The organism is Ruegeria sp. C5 (genome assembly GCF_056537605.1).
The window spans coordinates 1,509,023-1,525,136 of the sequence record NZ_JBQFRX010000001.1 but is presented as its reverse complement, the minus strand read 5'-3'; the positions used below and the strand labels follow the sequence as shown (position 1 = coordinate 1,525,136).

At 57.0% G+C, this 16,114-nt stretch carries 19 protein-coding genes; 7 read left to right on the top strand and 12 right to left on the bottom strand.

Features of this window, described 5'->3' with window-relative positions; genetic code table 11:
* Positions 1-20 precede the first annotated feature (20 nt).
* The 6 genes from ACR0AW_RS07740 to ACR0AW_RS07715 all read right to left on the bottom strand — a co-directional run bounded on the left by ACR0AW_RS07740 (position 21) and on the right by ACR0AW_RS07715 (position 5,403).
* The gene (locus ACR0AW_RS07740; RefSeq protein ID WP_170733305.1) at positions 21-1,115 is read right to left on the bottom strand and encodes a Zn-dependent alcohol dehydrogenase; all 1,095 of its coding nucleotides are present in this window, start codon (positions 1,113-1,115) and stop codon (positions 21-23) included.
* 214 nt (positions 1,116-1,329) lie between these two features.
* Positions 1,330-2,043 (bottom strand): alpha/beta fold hydrolase, encoded by a 714-nt coding sequence (locus ACR0AW_RS07735; RefSeq protein WP_170397608.1) that lies wholly within the window; start codon positions 2,041-2,043, stop codon positions 1,330-1,332.
* An 11-nt stretch (positions 2,044-2,054) separates the two neighbouring features.
* On the bottom strand, positions 2,055-2,843 hold the full coding sequence (pcaD, locus tag ACR0AW_RS07730) for a 3-oxoadipate enol-lactonase (RefSeq protein ID WP_170733304.1): 789 nt from the start codon (positions 2,841-2,843) through the stop codon (positions 2,055-2,057).
* A 75-nt stretch (positions 2,844-2,918) separates the two neighbouring features.
* Positions 2,919-3,893 carry a threonine/serine dehydratase family protein gene (locus ACR0AW_RS07725; protein ID WP_170733303.1) on the bottom strand — a complete coding sequence of 325 codons (975 nt, stop codon included), beginning with the start codon at positions 3,891-3,893 and terminating at the stop codon, positions 2,919-2,921.
* Positions 3,890-4,717, bottom strand: coding sequence for an alpha/beta fold hydrolase (locus ACR0AW_RS07720; protein WP_170733302.1), 828 nt, complete (start codon positions 4,715-4,717; stop codon positions 3,890-3,892). The genes ACR0AW_RS07725 and ACR0AW_RS07720 overlap by 4 nt, the downstream gene beginning before the upstream one ends.
* Positions 4,717-5,403 carry a haloacid dehalogenase type II gene (locus ACR0AW_RS07715; protein WP_170733301.1) on the bottom strand — a complete coding sequence of 229 codons (687 nt, stop codon included), beginning with the start codon at positions 5,401-5,403 and terminating at the stop codon, positions 4,717-4,719. Before ACR0AW_RS07715 ends, ACR0AW_RS07720 begins: the two co-directional genes overlap by 1 nt.
* Positions 5,404-5,527: 124 nt before the next feature.
* On the opposite strand from ACR0AW_RS07715, the gene ACR0AW_RS07710 reads away from it, so the two are divergent.
* A complete protein-coding gene (locus ACR0AW_RS07710) occupies positions 5,528-5,956 on the top strand; it encodes an FKBP-type peptidyl-prolyl cis-trans isomerase (protein WP_170397592.1) in 429 nt (142 codons plus the stop codon).
* Between the two features lie 11 nt (positions 5,957-5,967).
* Here the strand turns inward: ACR0AW_RS07710 and ACR0AW_RS07705 are convergent, their stop codons facing one another.
* From ACR0AW_RS07705 to fabA, 4 genes are read right to left on the bottom strand one after another with little or no spacing between them, the layout of a single operon-like run.
* The gene (locus ACR0AW_RS07705) at positions 5,968-6,156 is read right to left on the bottom strand and encodes a hypothetical protein (RefSeq protein ID WP_170397589.1); all 189 of its coding nucleotides are present in this window, start codon (positions 6,154-6,156) and stop codon (positions 5,968-5,970) included.
* 59 nt (positions 6,157-6,215) lie between these two features.
* Positions 6,216-7,007, bottom strand: a complete 792-nt coding sequence (locus ACR0AW_RS07700) for an enoyl-ACP reductase FabI (RefSeq protein ID WP_170397587.1) — start codon at positions 7,005-7,007, stop codon at positions 6,216-6,218.
* Positions 7,008-7,012: 5 nt separating this feature from the next.
* Positions 7,013-8,242 (bottom strand): beta-ketoacyl-ACP synthase I, encoded by a 1,230-nt coding sequence (gene fabB, locus ACR0AW_RS07695; RefSeq protein WP_170733300.1) that lies wholly within the window; start codon positions 8,240-8,242, stop codon positions 7,013-7,015.
* Positions 8,243-8,272: 30 nt separating this feature from the next.
* Entirely contained in the window at positions 8,273-8,782 is a 510-nt protein-coding gene (gene fabA, locus ACR0AW_RS07690) for a bifunctional 3-hydroxydecanoyl-ACP dehydratase/trans-2-decenoyl-ACP isomerase (protein ID WP_170397581.1), read from the bottom strand.
* 187 nt (positions 8,783-8,969) lie between these two features.
* Here fabA and irrA point away from each other — a divergent pair, with 187 nt between their 5' ends.
* Complete coding sequence (gene irrA / locus ACR0AW_RS07685; protein ID WP_170397577.1) at positions 8,970-9,386, top strand: iron response transcriptional regulator IrrA; 417 nt, start codon at positions 8,970-8,972, stop codon at positions 9,384-9,386.
* Between the two features lie 3 nt (positions 9,387-9,389).
* On the opposite strand, the gene ACR0AW_RS07680 is transcribed toward irrA, so the two are convergent.
* Positions 9,390-10,286, bottom strand: coding sequence for a LysR family transcriptional regulator (locus tag ACR0AW_RS07680; RefSeq protein ID WP_170733299.1), 897 nt, complete (start codon positions 10,284-10,286; stop codon positions 9,390-9,392).
* A gap of 85 nt (positions 10,287-10,371) precedes the next feature.
* Between ACR0AW_RS07680 and ACR0AW_RS07675 the strand changes: the two genes are divergently transcribed.
* The gene (locus tag ACR0AW_RS07675; protein ID WP_170733298.1) at positions 10,372-11,169 is read left to right on the top strand and encodes a phytanoyl-CoA dioxygenase family protein; all 798 of its coding nucleotides are present in this window, start codon (positions 10,372-10,374) and stop codon (positions 11,167-11,169) included.
* A 3-nt stretch (positions 11,170-11,172) separates the two neighbouring features.
* Here the strand turns inward: ACR0AW_RS07675 and ACR0AW_RS07670 are convergent, their stop codons facing one another.
* Positions 11,173-12,036 (bottom strand): hypothetical protein, encoded by an 864-nt coding sequence (locus ACR0AW_RS07670; RefSeq protein ID WP_170733297.1) that lies wholly within the window; start codon positions 12,034-12,036, stop codon positions 11,173-11,175.
* A gap of 120 nt (positions 12,037-12,156) precedes the next feature.
* On the opposite strand from ACR0AW_RS07670, the gene miaB reads away from it, so the two are divergent.
* The 4 genes from miaB to ybeY all read left to right on the top strand — a co-directional run bounded on the left by miaB (position 12,157) and on the right by ybeY (position 16,111).
* The gene (gene miaB / locus ACR0AW_RS07665; RefSeq protein ID WP_170647436.1) at positions 12,157-13,476 is read left to right on the top strand and encodes a tRNA (N6-isopentenyl adenosine(37)-C2)-methylthiotransferase MiaB; all 1,320 of its coding nucleotides are present in this window, start codon (positions 12,157-12,159) and stop codon (positions 13,474-13,476) included.
* Between the two features lie 165 nt (positions 13,477-13,641).
* The gene (locus tag ACR0AW_RS07660; protein ID WP_170511305.1) at positions 13,642-14,406 is read left to right on the top strand and encodes an outer membrane protein; all 765 of its coding nucleotides are present in this window, start codon (positions 13,642-13,644) and stop codon (positions 14,404-14,406) included.
* Between the two features lie 146 nt (positions 14,407-14,552).
* The gene (locus ACR0AW_RS07655; protein ID WP_170404555.1) at positions 14,553-15,575 is read left to right on the top strand and encodes a PhoH family protein; all 1,023 of its coding nucleotides are present in this window, start codon (positions 14,553-14,555) and stop codon (positions 15,573-15,575) included.
* 41 nt (positions 15,576-15,616) lie between these two features.
* Positions 15,617-16,111: an rRNA maturation RNase YbeY gene (gene ybeY / locus ACR0AW_RS07650; RefSeq protein WP_170404552.1), complete on the top strand. Its 495-nt coding sequence runs from the start codon at positions 15,617-15,619 to the stop codon at positions 16,109-16,111.
* The last annotated feature ends 3 nt before the right edge of the window (positions 16,112-16,114 follow it).

The following is a 16,114-nucleotide window of genomic DNA, read 5'->3' as shown; positions in this document are numbered from 1 at the left end:
GGGTGTTCCTTTTGCGGGGTTCAGTCGCGATCAAACAAGATTACATTGCGTTTGGCCGCACCGGACTTGGTGTCTTCGATGGCCTCATTGATCTGCGACAGGGTCCAGCGACCCGAGATCAACTCGTCCAGTTTCAGCCGCCCCTGTTCATACAGATCGATCATCCACGGGATGTCGCGCTGGATCACTACATCGCCCATTTTTGAGCCCACCATGCCCTGGCCAAGCGCGGCCAGCACGACGGGTTCGTAGCTGGACATGTCACCAGAATGGGGCATCCCGATCATGATCGCCTTGCCGCCCCGACCAAGGTAACGCGGGGCCTGATCATAGGCCGGGATTGCACCAACAGTAATCAAGACGGCGTCTGCGCCACGTCCGCCCAGCGCCTTGTAGGCGCTTTTCCACGGCTCTTTCTGGCTGGCCAAAACACCATGGGTCGCGCCGAACTCCATTGCGATATCCAGCTTATCCTGTGTCATATCGACCGCAACGATACGGCGAGCTCCGGCAATACGTGCGCCTTGGATTGCGTTCAAGCCGACGCCCCCGGCGCCGATGACAACCACGTCCTGCCCGGGGCGAAGTTGGGCGGCGTTGACTGCTGCACCAACACCGGTGATCACCCCGCAGGACAGCAGGCTGGCAAGGTCCTTGGGCAGCGTTTCGGGAATGCGGACGATTTGTCGGTGGCTGACAACTACCTTTTCGGCAAAGGCCCCGCATGCCATGGCCTGTTCCAGCGCATCACCGTCGGCAGTCTGCAGCGGACCTTTCACCGTGTCATAAGGTGTTTCACAAATGGTGGGCATGCCACCGGCACAGGACGGGCAGGACCCGCAGGCGCGGATCAAGGTTACCACAACGGGATCACCAAGTTTGAAATCCCCTGCGCCTTCGCCAACAGCAGAAACGATGCCAGCCGCTTCGTGCCCGTAAACCGCGGGCAAGTGGCCGCCCCATGCGCCGCTTGCAAAGGAAATGTCCGAATGGCAAATCGCCACTGCATCCAGCGTTACCTCGACCTCGCCCATGCCGGGTGGTGCGATCAGGATGTCTTCGATGACCAGAGGTTCGCCGAAGGCCCGGCATACGGCTGCTTTGATGGTTTGCATGTGTTTTCCCGCTCCCTAACGGGATCACGGTGACCCGTCCCGGCGGGACCTGCAAGGTGGAAACCGTCACGGATGTGTCGTTGTTCTGCCAAAGTGGGGTAGACGCAAAAGAATCCACCTATTGATAAGCATTGTGTGGGTCATCGGTTCAGTGTGCGACAACCAAACAGATCGGCGCACGGCGTATCGGGGTCGGGACATCGACGGTGGCTCGCTACATTCGTTGCGAGATCTGGTGCATCAACCCGGCAAGATGCTCAGGATGCGAAAAAAACGGCGAGTGAGAGCTGTCTATCGTAAGGTGCATATCAGGGTCCGCGCAGCCCGCCATCTCGGCCTGATATTCGGTCGGAACGATTCTGTCATCGGTAGTTCTGATGTACCCTTTTGGAACGCGCGCGAAGTTATCGCCGACGTCTAGGGGGGTAGTCTGCGGTGCAATCGCCTGGGGGCACAGGCGCGCGAATGCATAGGCAACCACCTCGCGCGCGCAGTCGTGATAAAGCAGGTCGTGCACCTGATCCGGTACCACCGAATACGACAACCCGTCGCCGGATACTTCGACGGCATTTCCGATCAGTTGGCGTGGGGCTCGTTTGCGCATTTCGACCATAGATAGCCCGGATTTCGGAACATAGGCACTTAGATAAATCACACCTCGCATGGCGTTCGGGTCGGTCTCGGCAGCCGCACTTACGGGATATCCACCCCACGAGTGCCCTAAGATGATGGTCTTTGGTGTCGAAGCCTTCAGCACGGCATCTCTGCACGTTCCAAGGGTGACATCGCGGATAGGCGTCGGGTCCGAGCCGTGGCTTGGCATATCGATGGCGCGGGCGGTATGTCCGAAAGTGGTCAGTTCCGGGATCAGATCGCGCCAGCACCAGGCACCGTGCCAAGAGCCATGTACAAGCAAGAAATCTGCCAACAATCCCTCCTTCAAATATGTCCGATCTCGGTCAGAAAATCACCAATCAATTGGGCAAAGTCCTGAGGGCGCTCGACGCAGGGCAGGTGGCCTGCCTTTCGGATCAGCGCAAAGCGTGAACCAGGGATCAGATCGACCGTTTCGCGCACCAGATCGGGCGGGGTTGAGCCGTCTTCGCTGCCCGCAATCCCCAAGGTCGGCAGGCGCAATCCGCTGGTTGGCGTATAGAAATCGGTGCCAGAAATTGCACTGCAGCAGCCCAGATAGCCATCGACCGGTTGTCGGACCATCATGTTGCGCCAAAGCGTCATCTCGGCGCTGGCCCGAAATGATTTCGAGAACCACCGATCCATGGTGGCATCCGCCAGTGCCTCGATCCCGCCTTTACGGACAGCATCCATACGCTGCTGCCACATCATGGGAGTGCCGATCTTGGCGGCCGTATTCGACAGCACCAGCGCGCGGATCTGATCCATACGCTTGACCGCCAGACCCTGCGCAATCATGCCACCGACGGACAGACCCACGAATACGCAATCCTTGACCTCTAGATAATCCAGCAATTGCTCGGCGTCGCGCACCAGATTTCCCATGGAATAGGGCGCTGAGGGTGCTGTTGACAATCCGTGCCCGCGTTTGTCGTACCTAATGATGCGCAGGCCTTTGGGCAGTAGCGGCAATATCGGGTCCCACAGCCGCATATCCGTGCCCAGTGAATTAGCAAACACGATAGGGGCGCCAGCGGCGTCGCCATCAATTCGGTAGTGTATCCGAACATCTTTGAGGTCAGCGATATGCATGTTTAGCGTCCCCGTCTGCTCAGGGTGTCGGTTAAAACGACTACGACCGGATTTTGCACCGGCTTTAAGCGATTGTCAGGTAAGGAATTCCAACGCCCGTTCAAAGATCTGCGGATCCACGTTGCCGCCCGAGGCGACTACGATCACCGCATTTCCATCAATCTGATCCTTGCGAAACAGGGCAGAGGCCAGCGAAACCGCTCCTCCGGGTTCCAGCACGATCTTCAGACGCAGAAACGCAAGGGCCATGGCGCGTAGGGATTCCTGTTCAGATACCGACAGACCAGGGCCGCAAAGCCGCTGCAGGATGGGAAAGGTAATCTGCCCCGGCTGTGGCGTCAGGATTGCGTCGCAGATGTTTCCCGAAGTAGCGTCGTTGCTTTGGATCGTCCCGCTTGCCAGCGAGCGTTTCACGTCTTCGAACCCTTCAGGCTCGCATGGACGAGGGCGCAGACCGGGCGCGTGACGCTCTAACGCCAGCGCGATACCAGATGTCAGCCCGCCGCCGCCACAGCAGATCAGAACGTCACCTTCGGTCACGCCCAGCGCCCGTGCCTGACGTGCCAGCTCCAGTCCCGTTGTTCCCTGGCCAGCGATCACTTGCGGTTCGTCATAAGGCCGGATCAAGGTCAAACCGCGCTCGGCAGCCAATGCCTCGCCGATGTCTTCGCGGCTTTCGCTGGCGCGATCATAAAGGACGACCTCACCGCCCAGCGCGCGGGTGTTTTCAATCTTCAGCTTCGGCGCATCCGAGGGCATGACGATGACGGACGAGATTCCATGTTGAGCCGCTGCATAGGCAACACCCTGTGCGTGATTGCCCGAGGAGTAGGCGATGACGCCCCGGTTGCGCGCCGCCTCATCCAGTGCCGAAATAGCTGACCACGCGCCGCGAAATTTGAAGCTGCCGGTGTGTTGCAGGCATTCGGGTTTGATCAGAACGCAGCGACCCGCGATTTCATCCAGGAAAGGCGACGACAGAAGCGGCGTCTCGCGCACGTGACCTTTCAGCCGCTCGGCGGCGGCTTCGATCATGTCTATGTTGCTCATTTGGCGTCCAGTATTTTGCGGATCAGGTCTAGGGATTGAGGCTCGTTCAGGAACGGGATATGTCCTCGGTCCGGCACTTCGGTCGAGATCAATTCGGGGTGGTGTGCGTGCATCTTCTGCACCGTGGCTTTGCTCAACAAGTCGGAATTTGCGCCGCGGATCACACCGGTGGGGATCGTACGCAGGGCGTCGAACAAAGGCCACAGGTCCGGTGCCGGGGTGATGGCGGCCTGCTCGATCAGCGCTTGTCGCAATGCGGGGTCATAACGCAGCTGTAGCCCGGTATCGGTTTGAATGTATTGATGTTCTACCTGCAGTTTCCAGACGTCCTGAGCGATGCCCGGGAACTGTGGCGCCATCATCGTTTGCAGGACCTGCGCAGCCTCATCATAGGATTGTGAACTTGGGGGATTGCCGACATAGTCCATAATCTTGGCAATGCCGGCGGGTTCGATTACCGGGCCAACGTCATTTAATATCACACCTGCCAGCCGGTCAGGATGGCTGGCGGCCAAGGCCATGGCGATCAGCCCCCCGCGTGATGTGCCCAACAGAGTCACTTTCTTCAAGCCCAGTTGATCCAGCAGATCAACCGCATCCAGCCCCTCGCGCAGGATGTTGTAATTCATGTAGTTCGCATCAAAATCGGACTTGCCGCGCCCGCGATAATCCATCGCAATCATACGAAGATCACGCATATGTGGCGCAAGAAATGAAAAGTCGCGGCAGTTGCGCGTCAAGCCAGCCAAGCAAAGCAGAGGATGGCCCGTGCCGGTATCTTCATAGTACAGGCGTTTGCCGTCCGAGGTGGTGAAATATGCCATCAAAGCCCTGCCAATTGAGGGATCGTCGTCAGGTCTGGCAGCACATGTGCAGGTTTCCACGGCAGACGGTCCATTGGCTCGCCAGCGCGGTTGACCCAAGCTGTGACAAATCCATAGCCACTGGCCCCGGCAGCGTCCCACCCGTTTGAGCTGACGAACAGCACTTCATCGCGCGCGCAGCCGAAGCGGTTCTGCACCAGATCGTATACGCTGGCATGGGGTTTGAAGACCCCCACGCTTTCGACCGACAGAACATCACCCAGCACATCACCGATCCCGGCAGACTGCACCGCCCCGTTCAACATCGGGGGTGAACCGTTGGATAGGATGGCGGTCTGCAACCCACCGGCCTTCAGCGCCTTCAACATATCGGGGACCTCGGGATAGGCCTGCAATTCCCAATACAAATCCAGCAGACGCTGCCGAAGGGTGTTATCCCCCTGAAGGCCTACCGCTTCCAAGGCCCAATCCAGCCCATCTTGCGTGACATCCCAAAAGTCACAATGCGCATCAGCGACAGCACGCAACCATGTATATTGCAGTTGCTTCAGACGCCAGTGATTGGCCAACTCGGGCCATTTGCTAGCCAACGCTTCAAATCCGGGCTCTGTTGCGGCCTGCCTGGCGGCGGCGGCCACGTCAAACAGAGTACCATAAGCGTCGAATACACACGTGGTGATAGCCATCCGATCCTCCCCTGATCGGGCGCAGGTAATCACAACCGGTTCCGGGGTTAAAGAGGGCAGGGTTTACAATGCTGTGTCAGCCTCTAGGCTGCGCCGTTCATTTCTTTTCAGGCCGGAGGCCATCATGACCGCAATCAAACAAGGCGACACGGTTCGCATCCACTACACCGGAACTCTGCTGGACGGCAAAGTCTTCGACAGTTCCGAGGGGCGCGATCCGTTGGAGTTTGCGGTTGGTTCCGGGCAGATCATACCCGGTCTGGACGCTGCCCTGCCGGGCATGGAGATTGGCGAGAAGAAGCGTGTCGAGATCGATTGCGTTGACGCCTATGGCCCGATCAATCCGGGCATGCGGCAGCAGATCCCGCGTGAAGGCATCCCGGATGACATTCCGCTTGAACCTGGCACGCAGTTACAGATGCAAACTCCTGACGGTCAGGCATTGCCAGTGACTGTCGTCGAGGTAGATGAGGCGACGGTGACCTTGGATGCAAATCATCCACTAGCGGGGCAAGATCTGGTCTTCGATATCGAAATCGTTTCGATCAACTGACGCTGATTGGATCAAAGGCCCGGGATATGTGACAACAACGGCTCAATCGCATCGCGCACGGGCGGTTGGGTCAGAAACACAAAGGCAATCAGCAGCGATGTGAGAATCAGCAGCAAAAGACGCGCACGTCCGCTTCCTGATTTGCGTTTCAAAGCTGGCGAGCGCGTGTTGCTCGCAAGGATCTGTTCAAGTTTGCTCATATCGTAATCCCTGCGGGGCAAAGATGTTCAAATCTTGGCACCCGCAGGGAAAGATATGGTCACATGGCCTCTGGCTGAGGCATGCCCAGAATATGATACCCGCCATCGACACGGATGATCTCACCCGAAGTATAGCTGCCGGCGTCGGACGCAAGATACACGGCGGTGCCTCCGACGGCCTCCAGCGTGGCATTCGAACGCATCGGTGCGTTCTGGTCGCAGAACTTGTAGGTCTTGCGTGCACCACCAATAGCCGCACCCGCCAATGTTTTCATCGGGCCGGGCGAGATGGCGTTCACGCGAATACCCTCGGGGCCCAGATCGTTCGCCAGATAGCGCGTCGCCGATTCCAGCGCAGCCTTGGCGACGCCCATGACATTGTAGTTTGGTACAACCTTGTTCGATCCTTGATAGGTCAGGGTCAACAATGTGCCGCCATTGTCCTTCATCAGCGGATAGGCGCGACGGGCAACTTCGATGAACGAATAGGCCGACACATCCAGCGAGTGTTTGAAGTTTGCCCGCGTGGTGTTCAAGAATCGACCGGTCAGTTCGGACTTGTCCGAATAAGCGATAGCGTGGACAACAAAATCTATTGTTGGCCAGCGGGCGGACAACTCGCCAAACGCGCGATCCAGTGAATCATCATCGGTCACATCCGCATCGACCATGAAGTCGCTGCCCAAGCTTTGGGCCAGCGGTTCAAGCCGTTTGCCAAACGCCTCGCCCTGATAGGTGAAAGCCAGCTCAGCGCCTGCTTCGTGCATGGCTTTGGCGATGCCCCACGCGATAGAGCGGTCATTAGCCACGCCCATGATCAGGCCGCGTTTACCCTTGAGAATATCCGACATCTTGTTCACCCGTTATACTTCGACAGAACCATGGATCCGTTGGTGCCGCCAAAGCCGAAGCTATTGGTCATCACGCTGTCCAAGCCTGCGTTTTCAACCACTTGAGTTGCAATTTCACCGGGCAGGATGCCGTCGGCAAGTGTGTCGACATTGATCGACGGAGTAATGAAATCATGTTCCAGCATGAGCAGGCAGAAGATCGCCTCAAGCGCGCCCGCTGCGCCTTGCGCGTGACCGGTCATCGATTTTGTCGATGAAATCGGAGGCACACTGCCTTCACCAAAGATACGGCGTACGGCTTCGACTTCTCCGACGTCGCCCACTGGGGTCGAGGTGCCGTGGGCATTGATATAGCCGACCTTGCGGCCTTCGGGCACGGTCGACAGCGCCAGACGCATCGCGCGCTCGCCGCCTTCGCCGGATGGTGCCACCATGTCGTGCCCATCAGATGTCGCGGCATAGCCGGTTACTTCGGCATAGATTTTCGCACCGCGCGCCAGCGCATGCTCGAGGTCTTCCAGAACCACGATGCCGCCACCGCCGGAAATCACAAATCCGTCGCGGTTCTGATCGAATGCGCGCGAGGCTTTATCAGGTGTCTCGTTGTACTTGGACGACATCGCACCCATCGCGTCGAACAGGCAGGACAGGGTCCAGTCCAGCTCTTCTCCTCCACCTGCGAACATCACATCCTGCTTTCCCAGCATGATCTGTTCAGCCGCATTGCCGATGCAGTGCAGCGAGGTCGAGCAGGCCGAGGTGATCGAGTAGTTGATACCTTTGATTTTGAACGCGGTCGCCAAGTTCGCAGAAATCGTCGAACACATGCACTTTGGCACTGCAAACGGGCCGATCCGTTTGGTTGCGCCGGTTTTCAGCACGGTTTGGTGCGCAGTCAACATCGCGCTGGTCGATGGTCCACCCGAACCTGCCACCAGACCTGTGCGCGGATTGACCACCTGATCTTCGGTCAGCCCGGCGTCCGCGATGGCCTGATTCATCGCGATATGGGCATAGGCAGCACCCGGACCCATGAACCGCAGGGTCCGCTTGTCCACGTGATCGGCCACATCGATTTTCAGCGAACCGGCGATCTGGCTGCGAAAGCCGTGCTCGACCATCTGTTCGCTTGCTACGATGCCGGATTTGCCTGCTTTGAGCGAGGCGAGCACCTCTTCGGCATTGTTCCCGATCGAGGACACAACCCCCAGACCGGTGACGACTACTCGACGCATTTGCGTACTCCTTATTGCGGCCGGTCAGGCTCAGGCGTCTGACAGAACGACCTTCATATCCTTGACGTCGTATATCAATTCGCCATCGGCTTCGACGATGCCATCTGCCACACCCATGGTCAGGCGGCGCGTCTGGATCGCCTTTTTGAAATCAATCTTATAGGTCAGCATCTTCCGGTCCGGGCGCACCATGCCGGTCAACTTGACCTCTCCGACGCCAACGGCCATGCCACGTCCTTGCCAGCCGCGCCAGCCGAGGTTGAAGCCGGTCAGTTGCCACAAACCGTCCAGGCCCAGACAGCCGGGCATGATCGGATTGCCAGGGAAATGGCAGTCAAAGAACCAAAGCTCAGGTGTGATATCGAATTCGGCCAGCACATGACCCTTGCCATGCGCTCCACCGTCGCCGGAAATCTCGGTAATGCGGTCCATCATCAACATCGGCGGAGCCGGCAACTGCGCGTTGCCAGGGCCAAATAGTTCGCCGCGGGCGCATTTCAGCAGATCGTCCTTGTCAAAACTGCTCGGGAATTGGGCCATTCTGCCGCCTCTCCTGCCTGGGTCCGTTTATTACATCTGGCCTCGTCTATCACCCGTATGCAAGGTCCTGCAAGACCAGCACTCCATATCTTGTTGTGACTACAATATTCTTTGCGAATGAATTTCATTTGAAATTGCAGGCAGGGCGCACTTATATTAAGGGCAGCAAAACACAGGTATCGGATTCATGACACCTCAGAGCCGTGAGATCGCTGCAAATTGGTTGGTTGACGCAGGTTTGCGCCCCACGCGCCAAAGGGTTGCTTTGGCCGAATTGCTTGTGGGCGACGGTCTGCATCGTCATGTGACAGCGGAAAGCCTGTTTGAATCCGCAAAAGCCAAAGGTGACGCGGTTTCGCTGGCGACCGTATACAACACATTGCGGGCGTTTTGCGATGCCGGGGTGCTTCAAGAGATCACTGTTGACGGGTCCAAAAGCTATTTCGACACCAACACGCATGACCATCCGCATTTCTATTGGGAAGACGAAAGCCGTCTGAGCGATGCACCATCCGATCAATTGGTAATCCAACAATTGCCGGAAGCTCCTGAAGGCGTCGAAATCGCATCGGTCGATGTGGTGATCCGCCTGCGGAAGAAGTAACCTCTAATCCTTAAATAACAACGTAACCAACGCATGCTCAGCCTGCGTGATCAGCGGATCAGTCGGCCCCGTGCCATGCCGTGCCAATACAACAGATTCGGTTGCATCTGGATCGGTGATCGGCAGGCTTATCACGCGGACCTGATCATAACTGAAGCCGTTTTTAGGGCTGGTATAGCTTATCCCGATGCCTTCCCCATGAGCGGCCAGACTGCGCGAAAGCTCCAATGATTCCGCTCGGTGCGAGATTGTGGGGTTCAAACCTTTGCGTCTGAAAAGCGCGAGTACATGCTGTGCAGACAAACCCTCTTTAGACAGAATCAGTGGATATGACGCTAGCTCGGTCAGGGTGAGCTGATTGGCCGCCGCCAGTGTATGATCAGGTGAAAGCAGTGCGTGTGGGGTGCTGTCGAACAACTTCTTGCAGGAAAAACCGGCATCCATGCCGAGGTCATAGGTGAGTGCAAAATCGTATCTGCCATCGATCAAGCCGGAAATCAGGCCTTCGAACGTCTCAACCCCGTGTGTCAGGGCGACGTCGGGCAAAGCTTCTTGCAGGCGGTGCAGAGATTGGGCCAGAAGAAAGGGTGCCAGATCGACAAAGCATCCCAGGCGCAATCGGCGTTCGCCGGTTATCGGCTGCTTTGACTGTTCCAAAAGCGCAGCTCGCTTCAACAAGGCCTCGGCCTCTTCGATGAATTTGCGGCCCTGCGGGGTCAGCGCCATCGCGGCACCCCGTCTTCGGGCAAACAGTGGATATCCCAAACGTGATTCGACCCGGGTCAGCGCATTGGACAAGGCAGGTTGCGAGACATTTAGGCGTTGTGCCGCAGCAGACAGGCTGCCATGCCGACCGATGGCGCAAACATATTCGTATTGGCGCAGAGTGAGGTATAACATAGAGTTAATACCTAAATTGAAAGATATGATTTGAACAGATGTCTTATTCATGCGCAGATCGGGCGACAAATCTAAGGAGACCGCAATGACTCACTCTCTTGTTTCTCAGGCCATGATCGACAACTTCCAGACGGACGGCGTTGTGTTGGTTAAAGGCCTGTTCGCCGATCATATTGAAACCCTACGGGCCGGGGTTGCCGCGAATATGGCCGAGCCGGGTCCTTATGCTTCGGAGAACAGGAAAGATGGCGAAACCGGCCGTTTTTTTGACGACTATTGCAACTGGTCCCGTATCCCGCAGTTTCGTGAAGTGATCGAAAAATCTCCTGCTGCTGAAGTAGCGGCCGACCTCATGCAGTCGCAATCTGTGCAGATGTTCCATGACCATGTTCTGGTGAAGGAACCCGGAACCTCGATGGCAACGCCGTGGCATCAGGATGGGCCATACTATTTTGTGGATGGTCAACAGAATATCAGCTTCTGGTCACCGTTGGATCCGGTGAAACAAGCGACCTTGCGCTGCGTTGCCGGTTCGCACCGCTGGGAAAAAGAAGTGCTACCTACCCGCTGGGTCTCGGAAGAAGGTTTCTTCCCTGACGAGGGCCAGTACATGCCGATTCCGGACCCAGATGCCGAAAGGATGAAGATTGTAGAATTTGAAATGGAGCCCGGTGATGCAGTGGCCTTCAACTATCGCACGCTACACGGGGCCCGAGGCAATACTTCCGATAGCCGACGCAGGGCATTTTCGCTGCGATTGGTTGGTGATGATGCACGTTATGTCGAGCGTCCAGGCCGGACTTCGCCGCCATTTCCGGGACATGAAATGGTGCCTGGGCAAAGGCTGCGTGAGGACTGGTTCCCAGTTCTGCTACAGCGTTAGAACCTAGAACCACTGGCCCGATTCGATCAGGCCCAGATCCAGCAATTGGCGCGAATCCCACTCGAACGGAGTTGAATGGTTCCAGCAGAAGTTGGAGATATCGAACGTCGATCCGGCGTTCGTCTTCAATGCTTTGGCCGCCCGGAACGAACAGATCGCCGCGGTCAGGTTGTTGTGCCACGGGCAGGCGTAGGTGTTATATTCCGGCTCATTGAAAGTGTGATCAGGCAGAAGTCTCAGATCGGGTTTTGCTTTGAACAGCGAAATCCGATCGATCCGGCGTCGTTCATACGGGATATGATCTTCGAACCGCCAGCGCAGACCACCGGACATATCCAGTTGCCGCTCTAGCGGCTTGCCAGATGCGTCATGCCGCGTGTGGGCGTAGTATCCGGTCTTGTCCAGCATTGCGTGATTGGGGGCCACTCCGTTTGGATAGGCCGTCAGATCATTCGCATACAGATCGATCACATGGGTCAGCATGGCCTGGCGCCGTTCTTCAGAATGGAAGGCCAGTAACTCTCCGACCGAGCGGGTCTCGCAGAAAGGGTAGAACAGATATTCAGAGTTGTAGCAGTAGTATACCCATGCACCCTGAGCCGCCTGAATGATCCGATTGACGGCCTCAAATACGACGGTTCTGGGCGCGCAGGTCATCGTCACTCGATGAACCCTTTCCTCCAGCGCTTCATCCAGCGTGAATTCTTGGGGCAGGAATGTGATCACGGATTTGAACCCCAGCTTCAAATGATGGTGCAGCGTCCCTTCTAGCTCGACATTATCTTCGGCAAATATCAGTGCCACGGGTCCCTTGCTCAGGATCGACCGATCGGATTTCAGAAGGTGATCAAGGGATTCGTACTGCATCGTTGGTTTCGTTGCCGCCTTGCTGGAAATTCCCGCCAAATTCGGGTAATTGCGCCAGCATTGCAAGCGGCGTTCGATACGTATAGACGACGCCGACCCAGCGACTGCAAAGGCCAACCCATGTCTGAACCGAAAAAGCTGTTTATCAAGACCTATGGCTGTCAGATGAACGTCTATGACAGCGAACGCATGGCCGAAGCGCTGGGCGGACAGGGCTATGTCGAGACCAAATCGCCCGATGATGCGGATATGATCCTGCTAAATACCTGCCACATTCGAGAAAAGGCAGCTGAGAAAGTCTATTCCGAACTGGGCCGTTTCAAGGGCCTCAAGGCGGAAAAGCCGGACCTTAAAATCGGTGTCGCAGGTTGCGTCGCTCAGGCCGAAGGCGAGGAAATCATCCGCCGCCAGCCGCTTGTCGATCTGGTGGTGGGGCCGCAAAGCTATCATCGCCTGCCCGAGATGGAGGCGAAGACGCGCGCGGGTGAAAAGGCGCTGGATACCGAGTTCCCCGAAGAAGACAAATTCGAAAAGCTCAAGAACCGCCCCAAGGCCAAGCGCGGACCGACGGCATTTCTGACCGTGCAGGAGGGGTGTGACAAGTTCTGTGCCTTCTGCGTTGTGCCCTATACACGCGGGGCCGAGGTCAGCCGCCCGGCAGATCGCATCCTGCGTGAGGCCCGCGATCTGGTTGAACGCGGTGTGCGTGAGATCACGCTGCTGGGGCAGAACGTAAATGCCTATCACGGGGCTGGACCGGACGGAGACATGACCCTTGCCGGTCTGATCTGGGAATTGAACAAGGTCGACGGGCTAGAGCGCATACGCTTTACCACCTCGCACCCGAACGACATGGATGATGCGCTGATCGAAGCGCATGGCACCTGTGAGAAGTTGATGCCATATCTGCATTTGCCGGTGCAGTCGGGGTCGGACAAAATTCTAAAGCGGATGAACCGCAGCCATACGGCTGAAAGCTATCTGCGATTGATCGAGCGTATCCGAGAAGCGCGCCCCGATATTCTGATGTCCGGCGATTTCATCGTGGGCTTTCCGGAAGAAACGGAAGAGGATTTTCAGGCTACTCTGGATTTGGTCGAAGAGGTCAAATACGGCTACGCCTATTCCTTCAAATACTCGACGCGACCCGGCACACCTGCAGCAGAACGGCCACAGGTCGAGGCCGAAGTGGCGGATGCACGCCTGCAGCGCTTGCAAGGGTTGATCACGCGCCACCAGCGCGAGATTCAGGACTCGATGGTCGGAAAGACAGTTAATGTCCTGTTTGAAAAGCCTGGGCGGCAACCGGGCCAGATGGTTGGAAAATCCGAGTATCTGCATGCGGTTCACGTCGCGGACGCTGATATCGCGAGCGGCGACTTACGTAAGGTAAGGATAAAATCGTCTGGCGCGAACTCGCTGGGTGGTGAGTTGGTCTGATCCCTTGTGGCTGGCCCGCAAAGGGTTTTCGCCTTGAAATTTAACCCTTGATTTATGGCTTGGAACTATGTTCCGAGGAAGGCTAGATTTTTCTGGGCCGAATTTTGGGTGTCGACAAACGCACCGACCCCGCCTGACGGCCCGCCTTTGCGGAGGGTACGAGTAGTGAGCTGGATACGTTTTCCGAGTGTAAACCTTTCCCGTGTTTTGTCGGCGACTGTCGTGTTTCTATCTTGCGCTGCCCCGACTTTGGCCGGCGATGTCGTCGGGGAAGTCACTGAGCCCGACGTAATCTCGTCTCAGCGTTTCGCGCGCGACGTCAATGCGTTCTATCTGGGGGTCAGCGCCGGACATGCCTCGGGCGGTTCGGACGAGTTTGGCCTGCGCGTGAACGACGGAGACACGTTTGCTGCGGGCGACCTTAAGCCAAGCGGAAATTTCGCAGGTTTTCGCGGTGGCTGGCGCGGCATTCTGCCAGCCAGAGGTGGGCGCGACTATGTGTATGGGCTGGAAGTCGGCTATGACTTTGGCACGCTCGATGACATCACCTCGTCCCGATCCGGTGGGGCAGAGGTCAGCGGCAGATCCGCGATCTCGGATGTATTGTCCATCCGCTTACGGAACGGGCTGACGAACCGCAGCGGCAGTGTCCTATATTTCGTGACTGTGGGTTATGTCCGCGGCGATATCACCACGTCAGGCTCACTAACTGATGCGAGCGGGACCAGCCGATTTGAGAGCGAGGACCGCCGACAAGGTTTCTCGGCCAGCTTGGGCGCTGAACACAAACTGAACGAAAATTGGTCGATCACCGGCGAGATCGAGTATCTGCAGTTCGAATCAAAAACGGTCGAACTGGGTCCGTCATTCTCGACCAAATCGACGCCAAGCTATCGCGGACTACGGATCGGGTTGAATTATACATTCTGATACCCGTGCGATTGGCGTTCATAGATGGCTGTTTCAGCGTTCATCGGCGCATTTGTCATGCGGTGTGCAAATTTTGAAACTGCCGCTTGCGTCTACCTCTACAGTTTGTCTACGCTCAAGATGAAACGCCAAGACAGGAGAACGGATTGGCCATCGGTGCCCTGACCCCACCGCAAGATGACATGCCCCAGCGTGAGGCGCTTGTTGAATTCCCCGACAACAGATTATTGATCGATTTATGCGGTGAATATGACCGCAACCTGACCGATATCGAACAGAAGCTCTCGGTGCAGATTGTGCGACGCGGCAATCAGCTTGTCGTGCTGGGCGACGAGGATTCGCAAAAGCAGGCGATTGAGGTTCTACAGGCCCTCTATACACGGCTCGAAGGTGGGCGTGATGTGGAAGCCGCAGATGTCGACCGCGAGTTGCGCATGGGCAATTCCGAGGTCGGAACTGGCACGCGCGATGGTGACCAGCTTGAGATGTTCAAGGGTGGCACGGTCGAGATCAAGACACGCAAAAAACTGGTCGAACCGCGCACCGACGCCCAGAAGGCCTATGTACAGTCGCTGTTCAACAACGAACTGGCCTTTGGCATTGGTCCCGCGGGCACCGGCAAAACCTATCTGGCCGTTGCGGTCGGGGTGTCCATGTTCATTGGCGGGCACGTTGACCGCATCATTCTCAGCCGTCCGGCGGTCGAGGCCGGTGAAAAGCTCGGTTACCTGCCCGGTGACATGAAGGATAAGGTCGATCCCTACATGCAGCCGCTTTATGACGCGCTGAATGATTTCCTGCCCGGAAAACAACTTGCCAAGCTGATCGAAGAAAAGCGGATCGAGATTGCTCCGCTTGCCTTCATGCGCGGTCGTACGCTGGCAAATGCATTTGTGGTGCTGGACGAAGCGCAGAATGCCACAACGATGCAGATGAAGATGTTCCTGACTCGGCTTGGTGAAGGTAGCCGGATGGTTATCACCGGCGACCGGTCTCAGGTTGATCTGCCGCGCGGTGTGCAGTCGGGTCTCAAGGATGCCGAACGGTTGCTGAAAACGATCCCGAATATCAGCTTCAACTATTTCACCTCGAAAGATGTCGTCCGCCATCCGCTTGTCGCCGCCATTATCGAGGCGTATGAGGCCGATGCGGGGCGCGAAACCGGATAACTTTCAAGGCGCCGATTGAAGCTGGGCTCGGAGCCAAAGGTATGAATCTGGAAATCACGCTTGAGGATGATCGCTGGCGCGGGCTGGAGCCTTTGGCCACGCGCGCAATTGCTGCTGTTCTGGAGTATTGCGATCTTGAAGCGGATCAATGCGAAATCAGCTTGCTGGGCTGCGATGATGCACGGATCGCTGAATTGAATGCTGAATTTCGTGAAAAATCCACGCCGACCAACGTCCTCAGCTGGCCTGCCGAAGAACTGGCCCCGGATCGGGCGGGAGACACTCCGCCGGCTCCGCAACCTGACTTTACTGGCGAAATCGTGCTGGGCGACATTGCGATCTCTTATGACACCTGCGCGCGCGAAGCAGCTGAAGCCGGCAAAAGCACCGACGATCACGTGACGCATCTGATCGTTCACGGTACACTACATTTGCTGGGGTATGATCACATTCGTGACCTCGACGCCACTTTGATGGAAAGGGTCGAGGTCGAGATACTTGGCAAACTGGGTATAGATGACCCATATAATGTATGACAT

Excerpts from the sequence above, each read along its gene's own strand:
- ACR0AW_RS07710 (WP_170397592.1), top strand. The coding sequence starts at position 5,528 with ATGACCGCAATCAAACAAGGCGACACGGTTCGCATCCACTACACCGGA.
- ACR0AW_RS07740 (WP_170733305.1), bottom strand. The coding sequence starts at position 1,115 with ATGCAAACCATCAAAGCAGCCGTATGCCGGGCCTTCGGCGAACCTCTG.
- irrA (WP_170397577.1), top strand. The coding sequence starts at position 8,970 with ATGACACCTCAGAGCCGTGAGATCGCTGCAAATTGGTTGGTTGACGCA.
- ACR0AW_RS07675 (WP_170733298.1), top strand. The coding sequence starts at position 10,372 with ATGACTCACTCTCTTGTTTCTCAGGCCATGATCGACAACTTCCAGACG.
- ACR0AW_RS07680 (WP_170733299.1), bottom strand. The coding sequence starts at position 10,286 with ATGTTATACCTCACTCTGCGCCAATACGAATATGTTTGCGCCATCGGT.
- ACR0AW_RS07715 (WP_170733301.1), bottom strand. The coding sequence starts at position 5,403 with ATGGCTATCACCACGTGTGTATTCGACGCTTATGGTACTCTGTTTGAC.
- ACR0AW_RS07725 (WP_170733303.1), bottom strand. The coding sequence starts at position 3,893 with ATGAGCAACATAGACATGATCGAAGCCGCCGCCGAGCGGCTGAAAGGT.
- fabB (WP_170733300.1), bottom strand. The coding sequence starts at position 8,242 with ATGCGTCGAGTAGTCGTCACCGGTCTGGGGGTTGTGTCCTCGATCGGG.
- miaB (WP_170647436.1), top strand. The coding sequence starts at position 12,157 with ATGTCTGAACCGAAAAAGCTGTTTATCAAGACCTATGGCTGTCAGATG.
- ACR0AW_RS07700 (WP_170397587.1), bottom strand. The coding sequence starts at position 7,007 with ATGTCGGATATTCTCAAGGGTAAACGCGGCCTGATCATGGGCGTGGCT.
- ACR0AW_RS07720 (WP_170733302.1), bottom strand. The coding sequence starts at position 4,717 with ATGGCATATTTCACCACCTCGGACGGCAAACGCCTGTACTATGAAGAT.
- ybeY (WP_170404552.1), top strand. The coding sequence starts at position 15,617 with ATGAATCTGGAAATCACGCTTGAGGATGATCGCTGGCGCGGGCTGGAG.
- fabA (WP_170397581.1), bottom strand. The coding sequence starts at position 8,782 with ATGGCCCAATTCCCGAGCAGTTTTGACAAGGACGATCTGCTGAAATGC.
- ACR0AW_RS07705 (WP_170397589.1), bottom strand. The coding sequence starts at position 6,156 with ATGAGCAAACTTGAACAGATCCTTGCGAGCAACACGCGCTCGCCAGCT.
- ACR0AW_RS07670 (WP_170733297.1), bottom strand. The coding sequence starts at position 12,036 with ATGCAGTACGAATCCCTTGATCACCTTCTGAAATCCGATCGGTCGATC.
- pcaD (WP_170733304.1), bottom strand. The coding sequence starts at position 2,843 with ATGCATATCGCTGACCTCAAAGATGTTCGGATACACTACCGAATTGAT.